The sequence below is a fragment of the Mammaliicoccus sp. C-M13 genome (assembly GCF_022386845.1).
Taxonomy (GTDB): domain Bacteria; phylum Bacillota; class Bacilli; order Staphylococcales; family Staphylococcaceae; genus Mammaliicoccus; species Mammaliicoccus lentus.
In genome coordinates this window covers 100,509-122,095 of the sequence record NZ_JAJNHQ010000008.1, presented here as the reverse complement: position 1 = coordinate 122,095, position 21,587 = coordinate 100,509, and the positions used below count along the sequence as shown (strand labels likewise).

Genomic DNA, 21,587 nt, shown 5'->3' with positions numbered 1-21,587 from the left:
TCACACTAACATGAATAATACCAAATTATTGCATGTACATGCCACCGTTAACATGAATTGTTTGGCCGGTAATGTAATTTGCTTTTTCACTCGCTAAAAATGCTACTGTGTGCGCAATATCACTATCTTCACCAAAACGATCTAAAGGTATCTGTGATTTCATTTGTTCTTTTAACTCGTCTGATAATTGATCAGTCATATCAGAAACAATAAATCCTGGTGCAACAGCATTACATGTAATGCCTCGAGATGCTAATTCACGAGCGAATGTTTTCGTCATACCTTCTACACCTGATTTTGTTGCAACGTAGTTAATTTGTCCTGGGTTACCTACTGAACCTACTACACTAGACAAGTTAATAATACGTCCTGATTTTTGTTTTAACATCGGTCTTGTAACTGCTTGTACACAGTTAAATACACCTTTTAAGTTTGTATTGATTACATCATCCCACTCGTTTTGTTTCATTCTCATAAGTAAGTTATCACGTGTGATACCAGCATTATTTACAAGTACGTCGATGGTTCCAAATTGATTTAATGTTTCTTTAATCATTGCTTTTACTTCGTCTTGTTCGCTTACGTTAGCTTGTATTGCGAATGCGTCTACGCCGAAAGTTTTTATTTCAGAGACAACTTTTTCTGCTTTTTCTTTATTCCCAGCATAATTGACTACAACGTTATAACCTTCTTCACCTAGTTGTAATGCTATTTTTTTACCTATGCCTCGAGAAGCGCCTGTTACAAGTGCAGTTTTTGTCATTATTCATTCCATCCTTTAACATCATCAATTGTTTGAATTGAAGTTATTTTAACATCTCTGCTTATTTTTTTAACAAGTCCTGATAAAACTTTGTTTGGACCTATTTCTATAAAGTGATCAACACCATCTGCAATTAAATATTCAATGGATTGACTATATTCAACTGGTGAGAACAATTGTTTTACCATATTTTCTTTAATAACGTTGTGATCTGTTTCTGGTTTAGCATGAACGTTTTGTACAATTGGGTGTTCTGCGTCGTGCCATTCAAATTGATCTATGTATGCTTTGAAATCTGCAGCAATAGTTTTCATCATAGAAGAATGGAAAGGACCAGATACTTTTAATGGCATAACACGTTTAGCACCTAATGATTTACCTTCTGATACTAATTTTTCAATTAAAGTTGTGTGACCAGAAACTACAATCTGACCAGGACAATTTATGTTCGCTGGTTCTATTATTTCATCTTCTGTTGATAATTTTCCACAAATTTCTCTAACTTCATCAATATTTAATCCTAATACTGCAGCCATTGAACCTACGCCTTGAGGAAACGCTTCAGACATTAATAGTCCACGTTTATGTACAATTTGAACTGCATCTTCGAATTTTAATACACCTTCTGATACTAATGCTGAATATTCACCTAAACTATGTCCTAGTGCATAATCATAGTTTATATCTTTTAAAGTATTCATCAGTGCAGTACTATGTGTTAATAAAGCTGGTTGCGTATATTCAGTTAAACCTAATATACCTTCTGAATCTTTAAACATAACATCTAATAAATCGAATGATAATGATTCATTAGCTCTATCTAGGATAGAAGTAGCGTTGATATCTGTTTGGTATAAATCTTCTGCCATACCTACTTTTTGTGATCCTTGACCAGGAAACATGATTGCTATTTTACTCAATTACATCACCTACTGCCTTTCTCATTTTATCTACGATTTTTGTATCTGCAGCGAGTTTTGCTTGTCTTATCGCGTTATAAAATGCACGCTCATTAGAAGAACCATGCGCTTTTACTACAACGCCATTTAATCCTAGTAACACAGAACCGCCATATTCTGCATAATCCATTTTATCACGAATTTTATTGATGTCTTTTTTTAATGTCAATGCAGCGAGTTTATTTTTAGTTGATGAAAACATTGCTTCTTTCATCATTTTAAAAATAGCACTAGCAGTACCTTCGATTGTTTTTAAGACCATATTACCACTATAACCATCTGCAACAACAACATCACATGCATCTAATAATAAAGATTTTGACTCTACGTTTCCAATAAAATTATCAAAACTTTCTTGTTTTAATAATTGGTATGTCTTTTTAGTTTGTTGATTACCTTTTGATTCTTCAGTACCAATGTTCAGCAAAGCTAATGATGGGTTATCAATGCTTCTAACTTGTTTAGCATAAATTTCGCCCATTTTTGCATATTGCACTAAATGTTCAGGTTTAGCATCAGAATTCGCACCAATATCTAAAAACACAAAACCTTTACCCGTAACCGTAGGGAATGTTGCGACAAGCGCTGGTCTTTCTATGCCTTTAATTCTTCCAACAATAAATAAGCCACTACTCATCAACGCTCCTGTATTCCCCGCAGATACACAACCTTCTGCCTTACCTTCTTTCACAGCCTGAGCCATTAATACCATAGATGCGTTTTTCTTTCTTTTTATAGCTCTTACAGGTTCATCATCCATTGTTATCTTCTCATCAGTATGTGTAAAAGTGATGCGTTCATGTTCAAAATTATATTTCTTTTCATCACCAAAAAGTAATATTTCTAAATCTGGAAAATCATTTACGGCATTTTTTACCGCTTCTATTACGATATCTGGAGCTTCATCTCCACCCATCATATCTACCGCAATTTTAACCATTTTTTTCACCCTCGCTTGCATAATACATTTCAAATTGTCCTTTAAATACTGTCTCTCCATGCACTGTACTTGTTACATCAACTTTAGCAATATGTTTAGATTTATTAATCACCGTAGCTTTAGCAATTACTCGCTCATTCAACTTAACTGACTTTATAAATTGTACAGAACCTTTAGTCGTTAAAGCTAATTCATCATTAATAAGTGCAACACATAGAGAATTTGCTTGGGCGAATATATAGTGCCCTCTCGCAATTTTATTTCTTGTAAAAACATGTTCATCTTTAATATCTAAAAGTGAAATTGCGGATTTATCTAATTCTATGTCTATAATTTCACCAATTACATCTTCTATCGGTAATGATTTAATTTCATCATGTTGTTTTGTTGCAACGTCTTTAATACGACGCCTTAATTCAGGAATGCCAAGCTCCATTCTATCTAATCTAATAGTTTGGATGCTTACATTAAAATATTCACTTAACGTTTCGTCAGTAACAAACGGTTCTTCTTTTAATCGATTTGTAAGTTCTTTCTGACGATTTGCTTTTGTTAATTTCATCTCATCCAAATCCATTCTATTATGTACTTATAGCTATAATTAGCACCTGCTATCATGACCTACCTTATTTATACTAACACGGGCACGACAATATTCTCAACAAATTATACAATAAAAAACGAGTGAAATTTATTTTTTTCACTCGCTTGGTCTTAATTATGCGCTTTTTTCTTCAATTGCTGTGTAAATCATACGTTCTTCAAACAATAAAGTATCAGGATTATAAGAATCACATGTAATTAAAGTGAGTTGGTTTGGCTTATCTTTATGCTCATTTAACACTTCTACTTGTGTTGGCTTAACATTTTTAATATTATCAATTTTAAATGTTTTTTTACCTTCTTTAGTAATCAATTCTACTTTATCTCCAATTTTCGCTCTATCCAAATAGTTAAAGCGAATACCAGCACCTTCGACTCTATGACCAGCTATTGCAACATTTTGTTCTGTAAGTTTTTCACCTTCATCTACTAACGATAAACCATTTTTTAAATTTTGTTCTGTTGCAGGACCTTTAAAAATCGGCTCATTAATATCGGCTGTCGGTATTTTTAAATAACCAACCATATTATCATTTATTTCAAGCTCATTCATTTCCGTCTTCGTAATCCAAGATTCAACAGGATTTACTTTTACTTTATTATCTTGATTTTCGTATGAAGTAATCACTTTATCATTTACGCGTTCTGTAAAGTATGTTCTAACGTCATTCCAAAAGAATATCGTGATCGATACTAAAATGAGTAAAACACCAATTGTTCTTAATACCCATCTCATAATACTTACCTACTCTCAAATAATGGTAATTTAAATTTATACAATCGGCTTTCTCTTGTCAATCGAAATTTTGCTCTTCCATTGTTTCTTGTACTAACAGTCTCAATTTATCATATTTAGGTTTGAAAAACTCACCCGATTGAACCAATTCACTTGCTTCATCTCTCGCTACTTCAAGCATTCTATAGTCTTCCACTATATTTGCTACTCTAAAGTCTGGTAAACCACTTTGTTTAACACCAAAGAAATCACCAGGGCCACGCATTTCTAAATCCCTTTCAGATAAATAGAAACCATCTGTAGATTCTGTCATAATATGCATTCGTTCAACACCACTTTCAGTTTTTGGTGAAGCAACAAGTGTACAGTAACTTTGATGATTACTTCTTCCTACTCTTCCTCTTAATTGATGTAGTGTCGATAATCCAAATCTATCAGCATCATATATTATCATAAACGTAGCATTTGGAACGTTAACACCTACTTCAACCACAGTTGTAGAAACTAAAATAGCAATTTCATTATTGCTAAATCGATTCATAATATGGTCTTTTTCATCCGATGTCATTTTACCGTGGAGTAAACCAACTTTTTCAGATCCAAACTTCAATTGTAGTTGTTCATATATAGCGGTAACATTTTGGACATCTAATGCTTCGCTCTCTTCAATGAGTGGACATATTACATAAGCTTGTCTACCTTTAACTATCTCACTATTAAGCTGATTTAACACACTATCGATTTCATCGTGTTTTGCCCACGAAGTGATGATTTCCTTACGACCTTTGGGCATTTGTTTAATAGAGGAGACATCCATTTCTCCAAAAGCCGATATAGATAACGTTCTTGGGATGGGTGTCGCAGTCATAAATAATACATTTGTATCTGCACCTTTTTCTCTCAACTTTTTACGTTGATTCACACCAAATCTATGTTGTTCATCAATAATAACTAAACCAATATCATTAAATTCAACATCATCTTGTATAAGAGCATGTGTACCTACTAATATATCTACTTGTCCAGCTCTTAATTGTTCAAGTAAAAGCTTTCTTTTTTTACCTTTTACCGAACTGGTTAATAAAGCCACGTTCAAACGACCTCCAAATAACTCGTCTAAACTAATAGCATGTTGTTCTGCCAAAATTTCTGTAGGGACCATTAATGCACTTTGCTTATTCGCATTAAACATTGCATAAATTGCAATAGCAGCCACAACTGTTTTTCCTGAACCAACATCACCTTGTAAAAGTCTGTGCATCTTTATAGGTGCTTTTAAATCTCTGAAAATCTCGTTCACGCTACTCTTTTGAGCATCTGTTAATTCAAATGGCAACGTATCTATAAATTCTTTAACATCTTGAACATTATAATTTAAACCTTCAATTTTGTTTGCTTCTTTTTCAAGCTTACTTAACCACTTCATTTTAAGTTGGAATAAAAATAGCTCATTAAAAGCAAAAGTTCGACGCGCCATTTTTAAATAATCAAACTCTATTGGTCTATGTAAAATTGGAATAACATCTTTTAAAGACATCAATTTATATTTACTAATTAAATCTTCTGATAACCATTCGTCAATATCTACTAAACTTAATGCTTGTTCAATATATTTATTAAGTTGCTTTTGCTTTAGTCCTTCTTTCAAACGATATATTGGCGTTAATGTATTGCCACCTTCTTGTCTTTCGGCCATTACTTTCTGTCCAGTAATAATCTGCTTTTTATGCTCCCATTTTCCTTTTACAGTTACAGTTTCGCCCATTACTAGACGTTTTTTCAAATATGGTTGATTAAAGAAAGTCACTTTTACTGCAATATTATTTATCATCATATGACATGTGAGTTTCGAACGATTTCTACCAAAAAAAGCTACTGTTGGAGATGAATAAACTTCTCCTGTAACCGTCACGACATCACCATCTGATGCTTCATTTAAATTAATAACAGATTCATCTTCATAACGTGTCGGTAAATATAAAACTAAATCTTCTAATGTATGAATATTTAACTCATTCAATAATTGAAGACTTTTCGGGCCAACACCTTTTAATTCTTGTAGTTTGTGATTAGTATATATCAGATGTTGCTTTTTCATTTTTATCACCTAAATTAATTAATACTACTATTATAGAACATTTATATTTATTAAACCAATTGTTAAGAAAGTCATGAGACAAGATAATAGTAGTTTCCCTGAAATAATATGTACATAAAAAGCACCTACATAAACATATACTTTCAATACCGAAGATATAAATAAAAGCTCCTAAGCCGTTATCTAAAAACAACGGATTAGGAGCTTTACTATGAAATTAGGATTGTAATCCTTTCACATAGCACTTTTATTGTTTATGAATTTCCGAAGATTTCTTGTTTCAATCTTTCACCTGTTGGTGTACCTGCTAAGCCACCTCTACCTGTTTCTCGAAGCGCTGAAGGCATTGTTTGCCCTATTTTGTACATAGCTTCGATTACTTCATCTGTAGGTATTCGTGACGTTACACCTGCTAATGCCATATCAGCTGAAATAATAGCATTTGAAGCACCAGCAGCATTACGTTTAACACATGGTACTTCTACAAGACCGGCTACTGGATCACATACTAATCCAAGCATGTTTTTCAGGCTGATCGCAAATGCTTCAGCAGACTGTTGTGGTGTACCTCCAGCCATTTCAACTGTAGCTGCTGCACTCATTGCTGCTGCAGATCCAACTTCAGCTTGACAACCGCCTGCAGCACCAGAAATTGAAGCATTATTAGCAACAACAAAACCAAATGCTCCTGTTGTGAATAGAAAATGAATCATATCTTCTCTTGATGGATTCAGGCGTTTTTTTAATGCAAACAATACGCCGGGCGCTACACCAGCAGACCCTGCTGTTGGCGTTGCACATATTTTACCCATCGCTGCATTTACTTCATTAGTCGCGACTGCTTTACTTACAGCATCTATCATTAAGTCTCCAGAAAGTGATTTACCGCTTTCTAAATAATCTTGTAATAATACAGCATCCATACCAGTTAATCCTGTAGTGGAAGTTACACCATTAATACCACGCTCTATAGCTTTCTCCATTGTATCAAGGTTGCGTTCCATATTTTTATACACTTCTTCTTTGGAGAGCTTTGTTACGCTTATTTCTTGTTCGATCATAACTTCGTATATTTTTTTATTTTCTTTTTCACATATTTCTATAAGTTCTTTTACACTTTGAAACATTATAACCCTCCTTTTTAACTTACCCCATTAATGACACAGTTTGTACGCCGTCAATTTCTTGTATTTTGTTTAATACTTCTTGTGGTATATCATCGTCCAATTCACAAGTCATTAAAGCGAGTTCACCTTTTTCTTTACGAGCTACTTGCATACTACCAACATTAATTCGATATTCACCAAAGACATTTGTAACTTTCCCAATTGTCCCAAAAGTATCTTTATGAAAGACAAGTAACGCTGGATAATTACCACTGATTGCTATCTTAAATCCATTGATGGCAACAATTTCAACTTTACCGCCACCTATAGAAATACCTTCTACTGAAATTTCTAATTCTTCATTACGCATACTAATAATCGCAGTGTTAGGATGTGATCTTTCTTCGAACATCTCTATAAAATTAACCTCAATACCTTGTTGTTCTGCATCTTTTAGACTTGTTTTAATTCTATCATCGTCTGTATCGTATCCTAAAAGACCACCCACAAGTGCGACATCTGTTCCATGTCCTTTATAAGTTTCCATAAAAGAACCATATAAATATATATCTACATGCTTCGGCTTCCCATTAAAAAGCCCTCTAGCTATTAAGCCGATTCTAACTGCCCCAGCAGTATGAGATGATGATGGTCCAACCATAACAGGACCTATAATGTCAAAGACACTTGTATATTTCATCAATTATCACTCATTTCTCTTTTGATTTCACCATACCATTATAACAACTTTACTAAATTTTGTAAGCGTTTTAAAACAGAAAAAACAACAACGTCAAATTATTAACATTGTTGTTCTTCATTGCTTTTAATTATTCAACTGAGAATAAGAATGAATAAATAGGTTGATCACCTTGATGTACTTCAATTTCAACATCTTCATAGTGTTCTTCAACATAACTTTCTAGTTTACTCACTTCTTCGTCAGTTGCATCTTCACCTTTAATGATTGTTAAAATCTCACTATCTTCATCTAGCATATCATCAATTAACTTTTGACTAACGGCTACATGATCAGAATCACTTACTTTAATTTTACCTTCATTAATTCCCATGAATTCGCCTTTTTTGATTGTGATACCATCAATATTCGTATCTCTTACCGCATAAGTAACAGATCCAGATTTAACGAATTGCATTGCATCTTCCATTTGTGCTTTGTTTTCTTCTATAGACTGCTCTAAATTGAAGTTTAACATTGCTGATAAACCTTGTGATACAGTCTTAGATGTAACGACAGCTACTGGAATATCAACTAATTGTTCAACTTGTTCAGCTGCCATAATGATATTTTTATTATTTGGTAGAATAATTGCTTTCTTACAACCAGATTCTTTTACTACTTTTACAATGTCTTCAGTCGATGGATTCATAGTTTGTCCACCGCTAATTACATGAGTTGCACCAAGCGATTTAAATAATTTAGTGATACCGTCACCCATTGAAATTGTAATCACTGCAGTGTCAATTTCTTCTTGTTTTTCTTGTTTTATTTTTTTATCTGCACTTTTTCTTAACACTTCTCTGTGTTGTTCGCGCATGTTTTCAATTTTCATTTTAATAAGTTCACCATATTGGCTACCGTAAGTTAACACTTCACCAGGCGTTTCTGAGTGTACATGGACTTTAACAATTTCATCATCAGAAATAACTAATAATGAATCACCAAATTCACTCATATCTTGTCTAAATTGTTCTTCATCAAATGGTTTTTTATCTTTATCGAATCGCACCATAATTTCTGTACAGTAACCATAAACAATATCTTCTGTATCGATAATGCCGCCAAAATCATGATCATCATTTATAAATTCGTCAGTATCTACTTTTTCTCTGTTTGGAGCTATTTTTTCTCCTTTTAAAGTAGCAAGGAATCCTTCATAAACAAACATCAAACCTTGTCCACCACTATCGACAACACCTACTTCTTTAAGTACAGGTAGTTGGTTTGGTGTATTATCTAGTGCTACTTGACCTGATTCAATAACCGCTTCCATTACAGTAATAATATCATCTGTTGTCTCAGCCGATTTTACAGCAGCCTCACCAGCTTCTCTTGCTACTGTTAGTATTGTACCCTCAACAGGTTTCATAACAGCTTTATACGCTGTATTAACACCTGCTTGGAACGCTTTAGCAAATTGTATAGCATCTATTTCATTTTCATTTTCAATTGATTTAGAAAAACCTCTAAATAACTGGGATAATATTACGCCTGAGTTTCCTCGCGCTCCCATCAATAAACCTTTAGAGAAAACTTTTCCTACTTCTCCTATATGTGCGCTGTTTTGGGTTTTCACTTCACCTGCGCCCGATGACATAGATAAATTCATGTTTGTACCTGTATCACCATCTGGAACTGGAAATACGTTTAAAGAATCTACAAAATCTGCATTGTTTGATAAACTATCTGATCCTTGAACGATCATATCAGCAAACAATTTGCCGTCAATCTTTTTCATACTCTAATTGCCTCCCTATGCTTCCTCATCATCATTAATCACACGAACACCTTGGATATATATGTTTACTGCGTTGACTTTTAATTTTAATGATTGCTCCAAAGTATATTTAACAGCAGATTGAACATTGTTTGCTATTTCTGAAATTTTAGTTCCATAACTCACAATTATATACATATCAACGTCAAGCACACCTTCATTTTGAGATACGATAACGCCTTTAGAGTAATTATCTCGCCCTAAAATCTCAGCAATTCCATCTCTTACTTGATGCTTACTTGCCATTCCAACAATACCATAACATTCTACAGCAGCTCCGCCTGCTAATGTTGCAATAACATCATTTGATATATCGATACTGCCATACTCATTTGTAATTTCTAAAGTCATGATTTCGTCCCTCCTAATAATCTAGAATATATACGTATTTATCTTCATTATTTATGTTCTTTTTAATTATACTTAAAATAACATTCAAATCGCAAGAATTCATCATTTTATTGTTTTTACGTAAGCAACGTTTTCACAAGATATAATTATAACAAATAAACTCAACTTTAAAATACTTTTAGCGAAATTTGTTGATATTTTTTCTTATTTTTGTAAATTAGATATTGAAATGGCATAATACGCGTGTTATATTATTAAAGTGTGTAAACGTAAATAAATGTGTATTTATATTTCATTAAAGGAGGATATTTATGGCTAAAGAATGTTTCGTAACAGGTCGTAAAGCTAGAACGGGTAACCATCGTTCTCACGCATTAAATGCTAACAAACGTCGTTGGAACGCTAACTTACAAAAAGTTAGAATTTTAGTTGACGGTAAACCTAAACGTGTATGGGTTTCTGCTCGTGCTCTTAAATCAGGTAAAGTTACACGCGTTTAATGAATATAAGTCACATATAGTAAAGAGAACCTTTGTGTGGAAGGTTCTCTTTTTTTATATGTCTTTACTTTGAATAATTAATACATTTCCTAACTCAACTTGTACGAAACCTCGTTCCAATCCCTCTTTAAACTCATTGCTAATGGTTAACGTAGAACCTTGATCTAGTGTTGTAAACGGCAATTCATATTTCAATTCATCCAATTTAATTCTAATACCTGTATTTAAAGGTACAAATGATACATAAGTCATATCTTCTACTCTAAATATTTCGTGTTTCCCAGGTTTTAAAACACTTATATGATTTTGTTGATCAATAAGTGAAATTTTAAAATCTTGCTTTAAAAATTCTGGTTTTGTTAAAATTTGAACCGCGCCCATATAGTGATCTAATCTGCCACCTGTTGCGCCATAAATTTCTATTTCAGTATATCCCATATCAACCGCTAAATTTACTGCTAACGCTAAATCTGTATCATCTTTTTCTTTCTTGACGGGGTAAACATCTATAGCTTTCCTTATTTGTTCTAACTCTTGTTCATTAACAGAATCAAAATCCCCAACTGCTGATACAGGCTTGATTTGATTGTTAACCAACTCTAAAGTGCCTCTATCTACACCGATCCAGTCTACATTTTTATCATCAAATAGATTAGATGGAATATTTCTTACGCTACATAATAATTTTACTTTCAAAGTTAATCACCCTTTAATTTAAGTACAGGTTGCTTATAATCATCATGTTTAAAATAATAAGATCCTGCTACTAATATATCAGCGCCCTTATCTATGCATTGAGCACTTGTGGTTTCGTTGATACCACCATCGACCTCTATTTCAAAGTTTAAACCGTGTTCTTGTCTGTACTCATTTAACCATTCTATTTTATCTAAAGTTGTTTCTATGAATGATTGGCCACCAAACCCAGGATTAACTGTCATGATTAATACAAAATCAACATCTTGTAATATTTGAGCTATTAACTGCACAGGCGTTCCTGGGTTGATAACGACTCCAGCTAATTTATCATGTGACTTTATTTGTTGAATAGCTCTATGGATATGCGGTGTTGCTTCATAATGAACTGAAACCATGTCACTACCAGCTTCACAGAATAAATCAATCATTTGTTCTGGATCTTCAATCATTAAGTGTGTATCAATCGTCATATCAGTTATTTTTCTTAATGATTCTAGTATTGGTAACCCTATTGAAATGTTAGGAACAAATTGTCCATCCATCACGTCAAAATGTAATATATCTGCTCCACTTTCACGAACTTTATCTACTTCTTCTTTTAAAATTGAAAAATCACATGCTAATAGTGACGGTGCTATTTTGACCATTAATATCTTACCTTTCTATTTTGTATTTCTTCGAATAACGCTACATAATGATTATATCTCGTTTTATAAAATTCTCTTTCTTCGATTAAAGTTTTAACTGCGCACTTTGGTTCGTTAATATGTGTACAATTTCTAAATTTACATTCTGATTTTACTTCTTCAAATTCAGGAAAATAATTTGTTAAATCTTCTTTTTCAATATGAGAAAAATCCAATGCACTAAACCCTGGAGTATCAGCCAAAAATCCATCTTTCATTTCAAAAAGTTCGACATGTCTAGTAGTATGTTTTCCTCTATTTAATGCTTTAGAAATCTTGTTTGTTTCAATATTTAAGTCTTCAAATAATCGATTCATCATAGATGACTTTCCTACACCTGACTGACCACTTAAGACGATAATACCTTTTATGAGCGGTTTGATTGTTAATGACAAATCATCGTCATTACCGACAAAAATTGTTTCATAGCCAATCATTTTATATTCATTTAACAACTGTTTAATCTGTGCGCTTTGTTTATCAGTAGCCAAGTCTTTTTTTGTGACACATATGACTGGTGAAATATTATATGAATGAACTACGACTAAAAAACGGTCCAAAAGCTGTTGACTCAGTTCTGGTTCTACTGCGCTCATCACTACAATTACTTTATTAATGTTCGACACAGGAGGTCTTAGTAATATATTCTCTCTTTCATGAATATGTTGAATATAGCCACCGGTTTCATTCTCTACTTGAAAATCAACAATATCCCCAACTGTTGGTGATGTTTTCTTTTTACGAAATAAACCTCTAGCTTTTGTTATATAAACTCCATCTTCAGTTTGAACTGAATAATCACCGCTAATCGATTTTATTATACGACCTGTTTTCAATTTAACACCTACCTATTTTTTTATTATAGCTAACTATAAGTTTATGGTTTCTTAAACGATACCACGACTTCAGTTCCTTCATCAATCTCACTTTTTATATCGATATCTGCATCATGATATTGAATAATTGATTCTACTATAGATAATCCCAAACCATTGCTGTCTGCATGGATATTATGTGATTGATCACCTTTATAAAATCTATCTTTTATTTGTGATAGTTGTTCTGGTGACATGCCGAAACCTTCATCGATGATAGAAACATACGTTTTGTTTTCATCATAAAATAATTTAATTTGAATCATACTAAATTCTGGTGAATATTTAATAGCATTGTTTAAAATATTATAAAATGCTTGATATAGCAACTTAGAGTTCCCTTTAATATTTATTTCTTCTAAATCAAACATAACTGACATATCTTTTTCATCAATAAAATAATTTAAATTTCTCACTATGTCTTTTAATAACTTATCTAGCTCTATATCATCATCAAAAGTTAAATGTTCACTGTTATCTAATTCAGATAACAATAACAGTTGCTTCGTCAAATTACTCAATCTATAAGCTCTGCTATAAATATCTTCAATAATTTGAGTTCTCTTATTTGCGTTTTCTTCATGTTCAAGTTCTCTTAGTAAGCTTAAAATTGATTGTAATGGTGATTTAATTTCATGGGATACATTTTGAACGAAAGACTGACGCATTGTATCTAGTTGTTTTAATTCATCTCTCATCCTTATAAACCTTTGTTGAAGTACTCCAATTTCATCATCACGAGTTACTTTAATATCAACATCAAAATTACCCTTACCTATAGCTTTAGTTGTTCGCATCAATCTTCTAATTGGCGTTGTTAACGAATAACTAGAGAACATAACTAGTATGAGTGAAATTATAATTAATAAAACAAGTAATATCGCTAAGAATACTCTAAATTCACCTAACATCGTCCCTACGCTTGGTCTCATGAATAAGGCATAATGTTCTCCATTATGATTGATTTTAAGACCTACTGTATTCCTCGTTTCATTGTCAAAGAAGCCTGTTATAAAAATATTAAATGGTCTTTGTTTTATTCCGTGATAATCTTTACCATCTAAAACTTTCGTAACTTCACCTTTGTCTAAATTAAATTTCCTAAATGAATCACCATAGTAAGTAGCTTTTTGTTTTTCATCATATAGAATGGCTTGATAATGCAAATCACTAACGTGATTTAAATATGTATCCAAAGATACACCTTCATCATCATCAATATATTTTTGTACTTTTTTTAAAGTTTGCATGACTTTTTGGTCGTTTTTATTTTTCAAATCTATATGATAATAAATATTGGTTAAAACGAATCCTAGAACAGAACTTATTATCATTACTACAATCGTATAAATGGTGATACGCTGAGCTAATGATTTAAACTTCACCTTCTAGCACCACCTTATAACCAACACCTCTTACAGTTTTAATAAGCACGTCGCTATTTAATTTTTCAAGTCTTTTTCTTAAACGTTTAACATGAACATCTAACGTTCTTTCATCACCTTCGAAATCTAATCCCCAAACAACTTCTATAATGCGTTCTCTTTGTAACACTTTATCTTTATTTCTCATTAAATAATCTAATAGTGTAAATTCCTTTTTGGGTAGTAGCATTGATTTTTGATTAATGGTTATTTCCATATCGATAGAATTAACTGTAGTATTGCCTATTTTCAATTCGTTAGAAGTATTAATTTGAAACCTTCTAAGAACAGCTTTAATTCTAAAAATTAATTCTTTCATTTCAAATGGTTTAGTAACGTAATCGTCCGTACCAGCTAAAAATGCATTTTCTTTATCACTAAGTTCATCCCGAGCAGTTAACATAATGACTGGTACATCAAAGCTGTCTTTTAGCATTTTACAAAGTTCAAACCCATCAATACCTGGCATCATAATATCGACAACAGCAATATCTATATGTTGATGCTCTACAACATCTAAAGCTTCTTCTCCATTTAAACTCGTAATAACATGTATATTTTCACGCTCTATTTCTCTTTTTAAATCATTCAAAATAAATCGATCATCATCTACAACTAAACAGTTAACCAAGCTATCACCTCTTACTTCCTATCATACCAAAAATTGAATAAAAAATTCTCATAATACCTTATTTTTCTATTTAATTTATGAAAAAATATGAGGCTAGGACATAAAATAAATGTCTCAGCCTCATATACATTATCATTTATAAAATCACTTTCATTTTATACGTTACGGTTAACTAGTGCGTTAACATTTGTGATAATCATTCCGTCAACAACACGACCAGGTAATTTATTTAAATTAACAGACGTATCTTGATCTTTTTTAACATCGTAAGAAATATTTTGAGCGAAATACTTCATTGTTTCTTCCATTATAATTATTGTCATCCATTCACCAGCACAACGGTGATTTGTGTAATAATCTCCGCCACCTTGCGGAATTAAGTCGAATGGACTACCGTCCCAATCGTTAAAGCGGTTAGGATAGAATCTTTCAGGATTTTCCCATAGACCTTCTCTGTGTAATGTACCGTAAATATCTAATACTAAGAAAGTATCTTTTTCGATTGTATAACCTTCAAAATCAATATCTACCGCAGCTTTACCTGGTAAATAAGGTACGAATGGATAGAATCTTCTAACTTCTTGGATAAATTTATAAGCGTAGTCATCTTCATTATTAAAGACGCGTTCTGCTTCACCAGGATAATCATGGAAAGCTTTTACACCAAAGCTTACAAAACGGTTAATCGCAACTAATGGACGAACAACGTTCATTAAATCAATAGAACATAATCTAGAATCCATTAAGTTACCTTCGAAATCTTCCCAATGACTAAATTCGTATAATGCTGTACCTTGTGGTGGGTTTATTTTACCTTCACGAACAGCAATAATTTGATTTTCAAGGAAAGTCTCTACACGATCTCTTGCTTGTTTAGCTTCTCTATATCCTTTAAATACTGTGCCGATATTTTTAAATGAATCAATCATTGTATCCATATCTGCTGCACATTGTTCGATTTCTTCAGGAGAAGCAATAATACCAGCCCATCTAAAGCCAATTTTTGTTAGCATTAAGATCGATTCTTTATAAACATTCACTTCGTCCATTCTTTCCATACGCTCAGTATTCATGAACCAATGATTACGTGTTAGTTCTCTTAAATACTCTAAGTTCTCTTCAGTCATTAAAGACATAAATAGTGCTTTACGATCAATATGTTTTTTGCCGCCAGTAGTATGTATAGCACCTTTACCAAACAAAGTATTTACAATACGTTTAGGTAGTGTTCCTTGTCTTTCAATTAAATCATTATTATAGAATAATTCAGCAGCTTCTTTACCACTTATTACGACAGTTCTACGTCCACCTAATGCTCTTAATTCAAAAATATTTGTGTCATGTTTTTCAAGTCTATTTGGTACATATTCGTACGCTTCTTTTAATACTGTAATAGTATTATCAAGACCTCGTTCTCTTGGTATATTCTTACCCATAAATATGATTGCCCCCTAAATTATTGTAAATTTCATATACTTTCATATTATTTCATTTTCTGACGAAATAATCAATTAACATCTATTATTAATAGCAAATTTAATATCGTAATCATATAATGCGTGTCTTTTTGACCATTCAATGAGCTCATTTGGATAGACCATTGAATCATAATTTTTTCTTTTTAGATTATAAACAGGGTAGCTTAATAGAAAACGTTGGTCTATCTTCTCCTCAACCAAATCCATATATGATAAATCACCTTTTGTAGGTCTACCAATTACGTTAACTATGTTTGAATTTTGAACTTTTTGAACAAACCATTCTGCAGCCATCTCTGTATCTTTGTCTATTATAATTGTTATATCTTCAAAGCGACTTAGTCCTGTGAATTCAATTTGATTATCATCAAAATATTGCCAATTTCCTTCTGTTTGATCGATAATATTTTGATAAAAAGCTTGTTCATTCATTTCTTCAGACTCTTTATACAGCTTTTCAAGTTTTCTTATAAATAAATTTGTATGTTTTTCAATTGTGGTTTCAACTTGCGCTTCATTAGTTCCAACTTGCGAGCGTAAGCCAACCTCATAAAAATATGGTATTAAAAATTCAGCGATGCTTAATCTGTCGAAATTCGCATTTCTTACGTCAAATATGATTCGAGAACTTTTAATTTTTGATAATTGATATAATGCATCAATTGTTTGTTCAAATGAAATATTACCTTTAATATTTACAATTGGAATTTCATCTCTTTCATAAATTCGAATTTGTGCCTCTTCTTTGAATATATACTTTTTTAATTCGAAATGGTAAGATTGATGACTTCTATTTATATCAACATCATTTTGCAATGTTAAAATATGATGCCAATCTTCACGATGATAAGGTTCCTCACCTAAAATACGATGATATCTTTTTCGACAATATTCAATTCCATCTCCTGAAAGAGCTGTAATTTCATCACCTACTACAAATCTCAGGTCATCCGTTACTTCAATGACAATTAAAGCATCTTTAGTAGCTCTTACTTTAAATCCAACTTGTTGCTTTTGTTCTTTTAAGGCTGTTAAGCTACTATACTTTATGTTTGCATCATAGAAATAATTATTAATCACTTCGATAAACACTTTATCTGTTAGTTGAGGTGAGTTCACTATATTTTTATACTCTTTATATACTTCAAGTATAGATTCTTGTGTATTTATATTATGTTCAACTTGTTTATGAATATATTCAAATATTGATACATATGGCAACATTTTCATTCACCTCATAACCGTTTTCTAAATTTTACTAATAACAACTGCTGAAATCAATTATTTTTTAAATTCGTTAATTCCCCCTAATAAAAAAGTAGTAAAAATCCTTAATAACAGAACTTTTACTACTTATAAATGTCTTGGACATTTTAAAATTTAAATGTTTTAGAAATCATCATAATCAATCTCGTTACTTTCTATTTCTTTGCCGTCTACTACAACACGATACTCTGCTGATTCATCTTCAGGTATTACGAAATTTAAAGTTTTGGTTGTATCTTTTTTAATAGTGAAAGTTTCAGTAGCATCTTTTATTTTATGTGATTTATCTTTAATAAATATTTCTACTTTTTGACCTTTTTTACTATCAGAACCTGTAAAAGGTATATAAACTGTTTGATTATACGTTTTATCACTTAAACTATCTTCATCATCTTTGTCTTCATCTTTTGAATTTTCTTCATCTGAATCCGATTTTTCTTTTTTACCATTAGATATATTAAAGTATATTGTTGAATCTACAGGTAATTGTACATTTTTATATGACTGTTTAACGATAGTGTCTTTTGACTTTTTAGAATCTACTTCTTTAGTTTCTACTTTAAATCCTAAATCCTCTAATTCAGATTTAGCAGTATCTATATTTTCACCTGTATAATCTTTTACAAAAGCTTGTTCAACACCAATAGATTTAGTTAAAATAATCGTGGTATCTTTAGGCACAACTTTACTGCCTGGTTCAATACTTTGATTAATTATAGACCCTTCAGTAGCACTATCATATTCCTCTTTTATTCTTACAGAATCAAAACCGCTTTTCTCTAGTTTTTCTTTAATTTCTTCACTGGATTTCCCAATATAGTCTTCGACTGTAAAAGTTTCTATACCTTTAGAAATCACTAAATCAACTTTAGTCATTTCTTTAACTCTTGTTCCTACTTTTGGCGAAACTTTCATTACTTCGCCTTCTTTGAAATTATTACTGAAATCTTCTGTAATTTTGCCTTTTCTCAGACCTTTTTCATCTATTAGCGCCATTGCTTCACCTCTAGATTTACCAAGTAAATTTGGTACATCTTCATACTTAGGAGCAGTCAAAGCAAAACCAATAGCGCCTAAAAGCATGAACACTAATAAAATCGGAACAAATATAATCAACCATTTGCTCTTTTTACGTTTTGGTTTACTACTTTCATTGTTTTGAGCTGAATTAGTCTGACTGTTAGACGCCGAAGCAACAGGTACAGCTTTTGTATGTTCATTGGAACTTTCTGATTTAACAACTGGTATCGTCTTTGTCTCAGAATTTGTATTATATCTTGGCGTTTCATCTTTTCTTTCATCATCCAAAGCTGTCTGTAAATCAAAATACATCTCGTCTGTATCTCGATATCTTAAAGCTTTTTCCTTTTGAGTTGCTTTCATTATTACATTTTCAACGCTTTGTGGGATAGATGGTCGTTCTTCTTTCACAGATGGTATTTCTTCTTGAATATGTTTAATTGCCACACTAACTGGCGTTTCTCCACTAAAAGGTGGATGACCAGTTAGTAATTCATAAAGTACAATACCGATTGAGTATATATCTGAAGATTCATCTGTAGATTGACCTTTAGCTTGTTCAGGAGACAAATATTGTACCGATCCCATTACATGGTTGGTTTCAGTTAATGCTGTTTCACTTAAAGCTCTAGCAATTCCAAAATCTAATATTTTCAAAGTGCCATGTTGAGTCATTAAAATATTTTGTGGTTTTATATCGCGATGGATAATTCGGTGATGATGTGCATGAGCAATACCCTTTAATATTTGAAGCGTCATTTCAATCGCTTCTTCAGCAGATAATCGACCTTCTTTAATTAAATATTCTTTCAAAGTTGGTCCTTCTATATATTCCATTACTAAATAGTAACAATTATCATCTTCTTCAACATCTAAGACGTTCACAATATTATTGTGACTTAAGATTGTTGTGTTTTGAACTTCTCTTTCGAAACGTTCGACAGTTTTTTCTTTTTCATAAGGCGGTATATTGATAACCTTTACTGCAACTTTACGATCTAATATATTATCTTTTGCTAAATAAACATTGCTCATACCACCGCCACCTAAATACTTCACAAACTCATAGCGACCGGCGATTATGCGACCTATCATATTTTTCCACCTTCGAATGGACATAATATAAGTGAAATATTATCTTTCCCTTCGGCGTTAATGGTAGCGTCTATCAAATCTTTACCTATTTCATCAACTGTTCCTTCATGAGACATGATAATTTCTTGAACATCATTTTCATGTAAATAATCTGTTAAACCGTCTGAATTTAATAATAAATAATCGTAGAATTTAGTATTAAAATAAAATACATCGGCGATAACACGTTTATCTGTACCCATAACTTTAGTAATAATATTTTTTTGTGGATGAGTAAATGCTTCTTCTTTTGTTATTTCTCCAATCGAAACAAGATGATTAACAAATGTATGATCATCTGTTAATTGCATCATTTCTCGATTATTAATCAAGTAAGCACGTGAATCACCAATATTTGCCACTACGACATCTTTTTCGTAAATTAATACACAAACACATGTAGTTCCCATGCCTCTATATGCATCGTGGCTCATCGATTCGTTATATAAATGTCTATTGATTTCTGATAAGTTCGATTTCAACCATGCTTCAGCTTGTTCAAATTCAATATAATTTTCATTTTCGAATCTTTCTTTAAGTGAATCATTCACAAATTGACTTGCAACTTCTCCTGCAGCGTGGCCTCCCATTCCATCACAAATTACAAGTAATTCTTGACCAGTCTGGTTTACATAGATTCCACCTGCATCTTCATTTTGTTCCCGAAATTGACCGACATCTGTAAAAAAACGTGCTTCCATGATTTGTTACCTCGTTTCTTCTTTTCGCTCTTTTGCTCTTAATTGTCCGCATGCAGCATCAATGTCTGCACCTTGGTTACGTCTAATTGTAGCATTGATACCTCTTCTTTTTAATTCATTTTCGAATTTAAAGATATCTTCTTTTGTTGTTTTAACATAGTCGCGCTCTGGTACATGATTTACTGGAATTAAATTCACATGGCAATTTAAATGTTTAATCATTTCTGCTAGTTGTCTCGCATGATGAACTTGGTCATTCACGCCTCCAAATAAACCATATTCAAATGTTATACGACGATTAGTTTTTTCTACGTAATATTCAATAGCTTCCATTAATTTATCTAAATCATATGCTCTGTTAATTGGCATTAATCTTGAACGTGTTTCATTATCAGCAGCATGTAAACTTAACGCAAAGTTAATTTGTAATGATTCATTTGCGAAATCGTAAATTTTTGGAATGATACCTGAAGTTGAAACTGTAATGTGACGCGCACCAATATTTAAACCTTTGTCATGGTTAATAATTTTTAAGAAGCCCATCATTTCATCATAGTTCTCAAATGGTTCACCAATACCCATAATAACAACTTGGCTTACTCTCTCATCAGTTTCATCAAGTGCTTTTTGTACTGTTAGAACTTGAGATACAATTTCTCCCGCTTCTAAGTTACGTTTTAATCCACCTATAGATGATGCACAGAATGTACAACCGATACGACAACCTACTTGAGTCGTTACACAAACGGAATTACCATACTCATGTCTCATTAAAACTGTTTCAATTGTGTACCCATCTTGAAGTTCAAATAAAAATTTTATCGTGCCATCTTTACTTTCTTGTTTAACTGCTACTTCTAATGTAGTGATTTCAAATGATTGAGCTAATTTTTCTCTTAATTCTTTTGATAAATTTGTCATTTCGCTAAAAGAATTTATTCTTTTTACATACAGCCAATCAAAAATTTGTTTTGCTCTAAATTTTGGTTCTGATTGTTCTACTAACCAATCTTCCAATTCTCCCAACTGTAAAGAATATATTGAAGGTCTTTCAAAGTTAGGCATAAATTTATTACGCTTTTTCTGTATCGCGGGCAT

The 21,587-nt window shown here is 32.1% G+C and carries 21 protein-coding genes; 1 reads left to right on the top strand and 20 read right to left on the bottom strand.

What is annotated here, in order from left to right; genetic code table 11:
• Positions 1–25: 25 nt before the first annotated feature.
• From fabG to LQ615_RS07960, 10 genes are all read right to left on the bottom strand, one after another.
• Positions 26–763, bottom strand: coding sequence for a 3-oxoacyl-[acyl-carrier-protein] reductase (fabG, locus tag LQ615_RS08005; protein ID WP_064211536.1), 738 nt, complete (start codon positions 761–763; stop codon positions 26–28).
• Complete coding sequence (fabD, locus tag LQ615_RS08000) at positions 763–1,683, bottom strand: ACP S-malonyltransferase (RefSeq protein WP_064204047.1); 921 nt, start codon at positions 1,681–1,683, stop codon at positions 763–765. Before fabD ends, fabG begins: the two co-directional genes overlap by 1 nt.
• Complete coding sequence (plsX, locus tag LQ615_RS07995; protein WP_064204048.1) at positions 1,676–2,662, bottom strand: phosphate acyltransferase PlsX; 987 nt, start codon at positions 2,660–2,662, stop codon at positions 1,676–1,678. Before plsX ends, fabD begins: the two co-directional genes overlap by 8 nt.
• Complete coding sequence (gene fapR, locus LQ615_RS07990) at positions 2,655–3,224, bottom strand: transcription factor FapR (protein ID WP_026023680.1); 570 nt, start codon at positions 3,222–3,224, stop codon at positions 2,655–2,657. Before fapR ends, plsX begins: the two co-directional genes overlap by 8 nt.
• A gap of 156 nt (positions 3,225–3,380) precedes the next feature.
• Positions 3,381–4,001, bottom strand: coding sequence for a class A sortase (locus LQ615_RS07985; RefSeq protein WP_082892475.1), 621 nt, complete (start codon positions 3,999–4,001; stop codon positions 3,381–3,383).
• Between the two features lie 58 nt (positions 4,002–4,059).
• Entirely contained in the window at positions 4,060–6,099 is a 2,040-nt protein-coding gene (gene recG, locus LQ615_RS07980) for an ATP-dependent DNA helicase RecG (protein WP_135020932.1), read from the bottom strand.
• A gap of 254 nt (positions 6,100–6,353) precedes the next feature.
• Positions 6,354–7,226, bottom strand: a complete 873-nt coding sequence (gene sdaAA / locus LQ615_RS07975) for an L-serine ammonia-lyase, iron-sulfur-dependent, subunit alpha (RefSeq protein WP_064204051.1) — start codon at positions 7,224–7,226, stop codon at positions 6,354–6,356.
• Between the two features lie 19 nt (positions 7,227–7,245).
• Entirely contained in the window at positions 7,246–7,905 is a 660-nt protein-coding gene (sdaAB, locus tag LQ615_RS07970; RefSeq protein WP_017000121.1) for an L-serine ammonia-lyase, iron-sulfur-dependent subunit beta, read from the bottom strand.
• A gap of 130 nt (positions 7,906–8,035) precedes the next feature.
• Entirely contained in the window at positions 8,036–9,685 is a 1,650-nt protein-coding gene (fakA, locus tag LQ615_RS07965) for a fatty acid kinase catalytic subunit FakA (protein WP_017000122.1), read from the bottom strand.
• 15 nt (positions 9,686–9,700) lie between these two features.
• A complete protein-coding gene (locus tag LQ615_RS07960; RefSeq protein WP_017000123.1) occupies positions 9,701–10,075 on the bottom strand; it encodes an Asp23/Gls24 family envelope stress response protein in 375 nt (124 codons plus the stop codon).
• 311 nt (positions 10,076–10,386) lie between these two features.
• Between LQ615_RS07960 and rpmB the strand changes: the two genes are divergently transcribed.
• On the top strand, positions 10,387–10,575 hold the full coding sequence (gene rpmB / locus LQ615_RS07955; RefSeq protein WP_017000124.1) for a 50S ribosomal protein L28: 189 nt from the start codon (positions 10,387–10,389) through the stop codon (positions 10,573–10,575).
• A gap of 54 nt (positions 10,576–10,629) precedes the next feature.
• On the opposite strand, the gene LQ615_RS07950 is transcribed toward rpmB, so the two are convergent.
• From LQ615_RS07950 to rlmN, 10 genes are all read right to left on the bottom strand, one after another.
• Entirely contained in the window at positions 10,630–11,271 is a 642-nt protein-coding gene (locus tag LQ615_RS07950) for a thiamine diphosphokinase (RefSeq protein ID WP_064211539.1), read from the bottom strand.
• Between the two features lie 2 nt (positions 11,272–11,273).
• Positions 11,274–11,921, bottom strand: a complete 648-nt coding sequence (rpe, locus tag LQ615_RS07945; protein ID WP_017000125.1) for a ribulose-phosphate 3-epimerase — start codon at positions 11,919–11,921, stop codon at positions 11,274–11,276.
• Positions 11,921–12,796 (bottom strand): ribosome small subunit-dependent GTPase A, encoded by an 876-nt coding sequence (gene rsgA, locus LQ615_RS07940; RefSeq protein ID WP_135020929.1) that lies wholly within the window; start codon positions 12,794–12,796, stop codon positions 11,921–11,923. The genes rpe and rsgA overlap by 1 nt, the downstream gene beginning before the upstream one ends.
• A 41-nt stretch (positions 12,797–12,837) precedes the next feature.
• A complete protein-coding gene (locus tag LQ615_RS07935) occupies positions 12,838–14,220 on the bottom strand; it encodes a sensor histidine kinase (protein ID WP_103268795.1) in 1,383 nt (460 codons plus the stop codon).
• Positions 14,210–14,890, bottom strand: coding sequence for a response regulator transcription factor (locus LQ615_RS07930; RefSeq protein ID WP_017000128.1), 681 nt, complete (start codon positions 14,888–14,890; stop codon positions 14,210–14,212). Before LQ615_RS07930 ends, LQ615_RS07935 begins: the two co-directional genes overlap by 11 nt.
• Positions 14,891–15,045: 155 nt before the next feature.
• Positions 15,046–16,326 (bottom strand): cytochrome P450, encoded by a 1,281-nt coding sequence (locus LQ615_RS07925; RefSeq protein ID WP_135020927.1) that lies wholly within the window; start codon positions 16,324–16,326, stop codon positions 15,046–15,048.
• Between the two features lie 75 nt (positions 16,327–16,401).
• On the bottom strand, positions 16,402–17,592 hold the full coding sequence (locus LQ615_RS07920) for a S41 family peptidase (RefSeq protein WP_135020925.1): 1,191 nt from the start codon (positions 17,590–17,592) through the stop codon (positions 16,402–16,404).
• 165 nt (positions 17,593–17,757) lie between these two features.
• Complete coding sequence (pknB, locus tag LQ615_RS07915) at positions 17,758–19,749, bottom strand: Stk1 family PASTA domain-containing Ser/Thr kinase (protein ID WP_017000131.1); 1,992 nt, start codon at positions 19,747–19,749, stop codon at positions 17,758–17,760.
• Complete coding sequence (locus tag LQ615_RS07910; RefSeq protein ID WP_026023681.1) at positions 19,746–20,492, bottom strand: Stp1/IreP family PP2C-type Ser/Thr phosphatase; 747 nt, start codon at positions 20,490–20,492, stop codon at positions 19,746–19,748. The genes pknB and LQ615_RS07910 overlap by 4 nt, the downstream gene beginning before the upstream one ends.
• Before the next feature lie 3 nt (positions 20,493–20,495).
• Positions 20,496–21,587, bottom strand: a complete 1,092-nt coding sequence (rlmN, locus tag LQ615_RS07905; RefSeq protein ID WP_017000134.1) for a dual-specificity RNA methyltransferase RlmN — start codon at positions 21,585–21,587, stop codon at positions 20,496–20,498.

Excerpts from the sequence above, each read along its gene's own strand:
- plsX (WP_064204048.1), bottom strand. The coding sequence starts at position 2,662 with ATGGTTAAAATTGCGGTAGATATGATGGGTGGAGATGAAGCTCCAGAT.
- LQ615_RS07920 (WP_135020925.1), bottom strand. The coding sequence starts at position 17,592 with ATGTTGCCATATGTATCAATATTTGAATATATTCATAAACAAGTTGAA.
- fabG (WP_064211536.1), bottom strand. The coding sequence starts at position 763 with ATGACAAAAACTGCACTTGTAACAGGCGCTTCTCGAGGCATAGGTAAA.
- sdaAA (WP_064204051.1), bottom strand. The coding sequence starts at position 7,226 with ATGTTTCAAAGTGTAAAAGAACTTATAGAAATATGTGAAAAAGAAAAT.
- LQ615_RS07925 (WP_135020927.1), bottom strand. The coding sequence starts at position 16,326 with ATGGGTAAGAATATACCAAGAGAACGAGGTCTTGATAATACTATTACA.
- LQ615_RS07985 (WP_082892475.1), bottom strand. The coding sequence starts at position 4,001 with ATGAGATGGGTATTAAGAACAATTGGTGTTTTACTCATTTTAGTATCG.
- pknB (WP_017000131.1), bottom strand. The coding sequence starts at position 19,749 with ATGATAGGTCGCATAATCGCCGGTCGCTATGAGTTTGTGAAGTATTTA.
- rpe (WP_017000125.1), bottom strand. The coding sequence starts at position 11,921 with ATGGTCAAAATAGCACCGTCACTATTAGCATGTGATTTTTCAATTTTA.
- fapR (WP_026023680.1), bottom strand. The coding sequence starts at position 3,224 with ATGAAATTAACAAAAGCAAATCGTCAGAAAGAACTTACAAATCGATTA.
- recG (WP_135020932.1), bottom strand. The coding sequence starts at position 6,099 with ATGAAAAAGCAACATCTGATATATACTAATCACAAACTACAAGAATTA.
- rlmN (WP_017000134.1), bottom strand. The coding sequence starts at position 21,587 with ATGCCCGCGATACAGAAAAAGCGTAATAAATTTATGCCTAACTTTGAA.
- rpmB (WP_017000124.1), top strand. The coding sequence starts at position 10,387 with ATGGCTAAAGAATGTTTCGTAACAGGTCGTAAAGCTAGAACGGGTAAC.
- sdaAB (WP_017000121.1), bottom strand. The coding sequence starts at position 7,905 with ATGAAATATACAAGTGTCTTTGACATTATAGGTCCTGTTATGGTTGGA.
- LQ615_RS07960 (WP_017000123.1), bottom strand. The coding sequence starts at position 10,075 with ATGACTTTAGAAATTACAAATGAGTATGGCAGTATCGATATATCAAAT.
- fakA (WP_017000122.1), bottom strand. The coding sequence starts at position 9,685 with ATGAAAAAGATTGACGGCAAATTGTTTGCTGATATGATCGTTCAAGGA.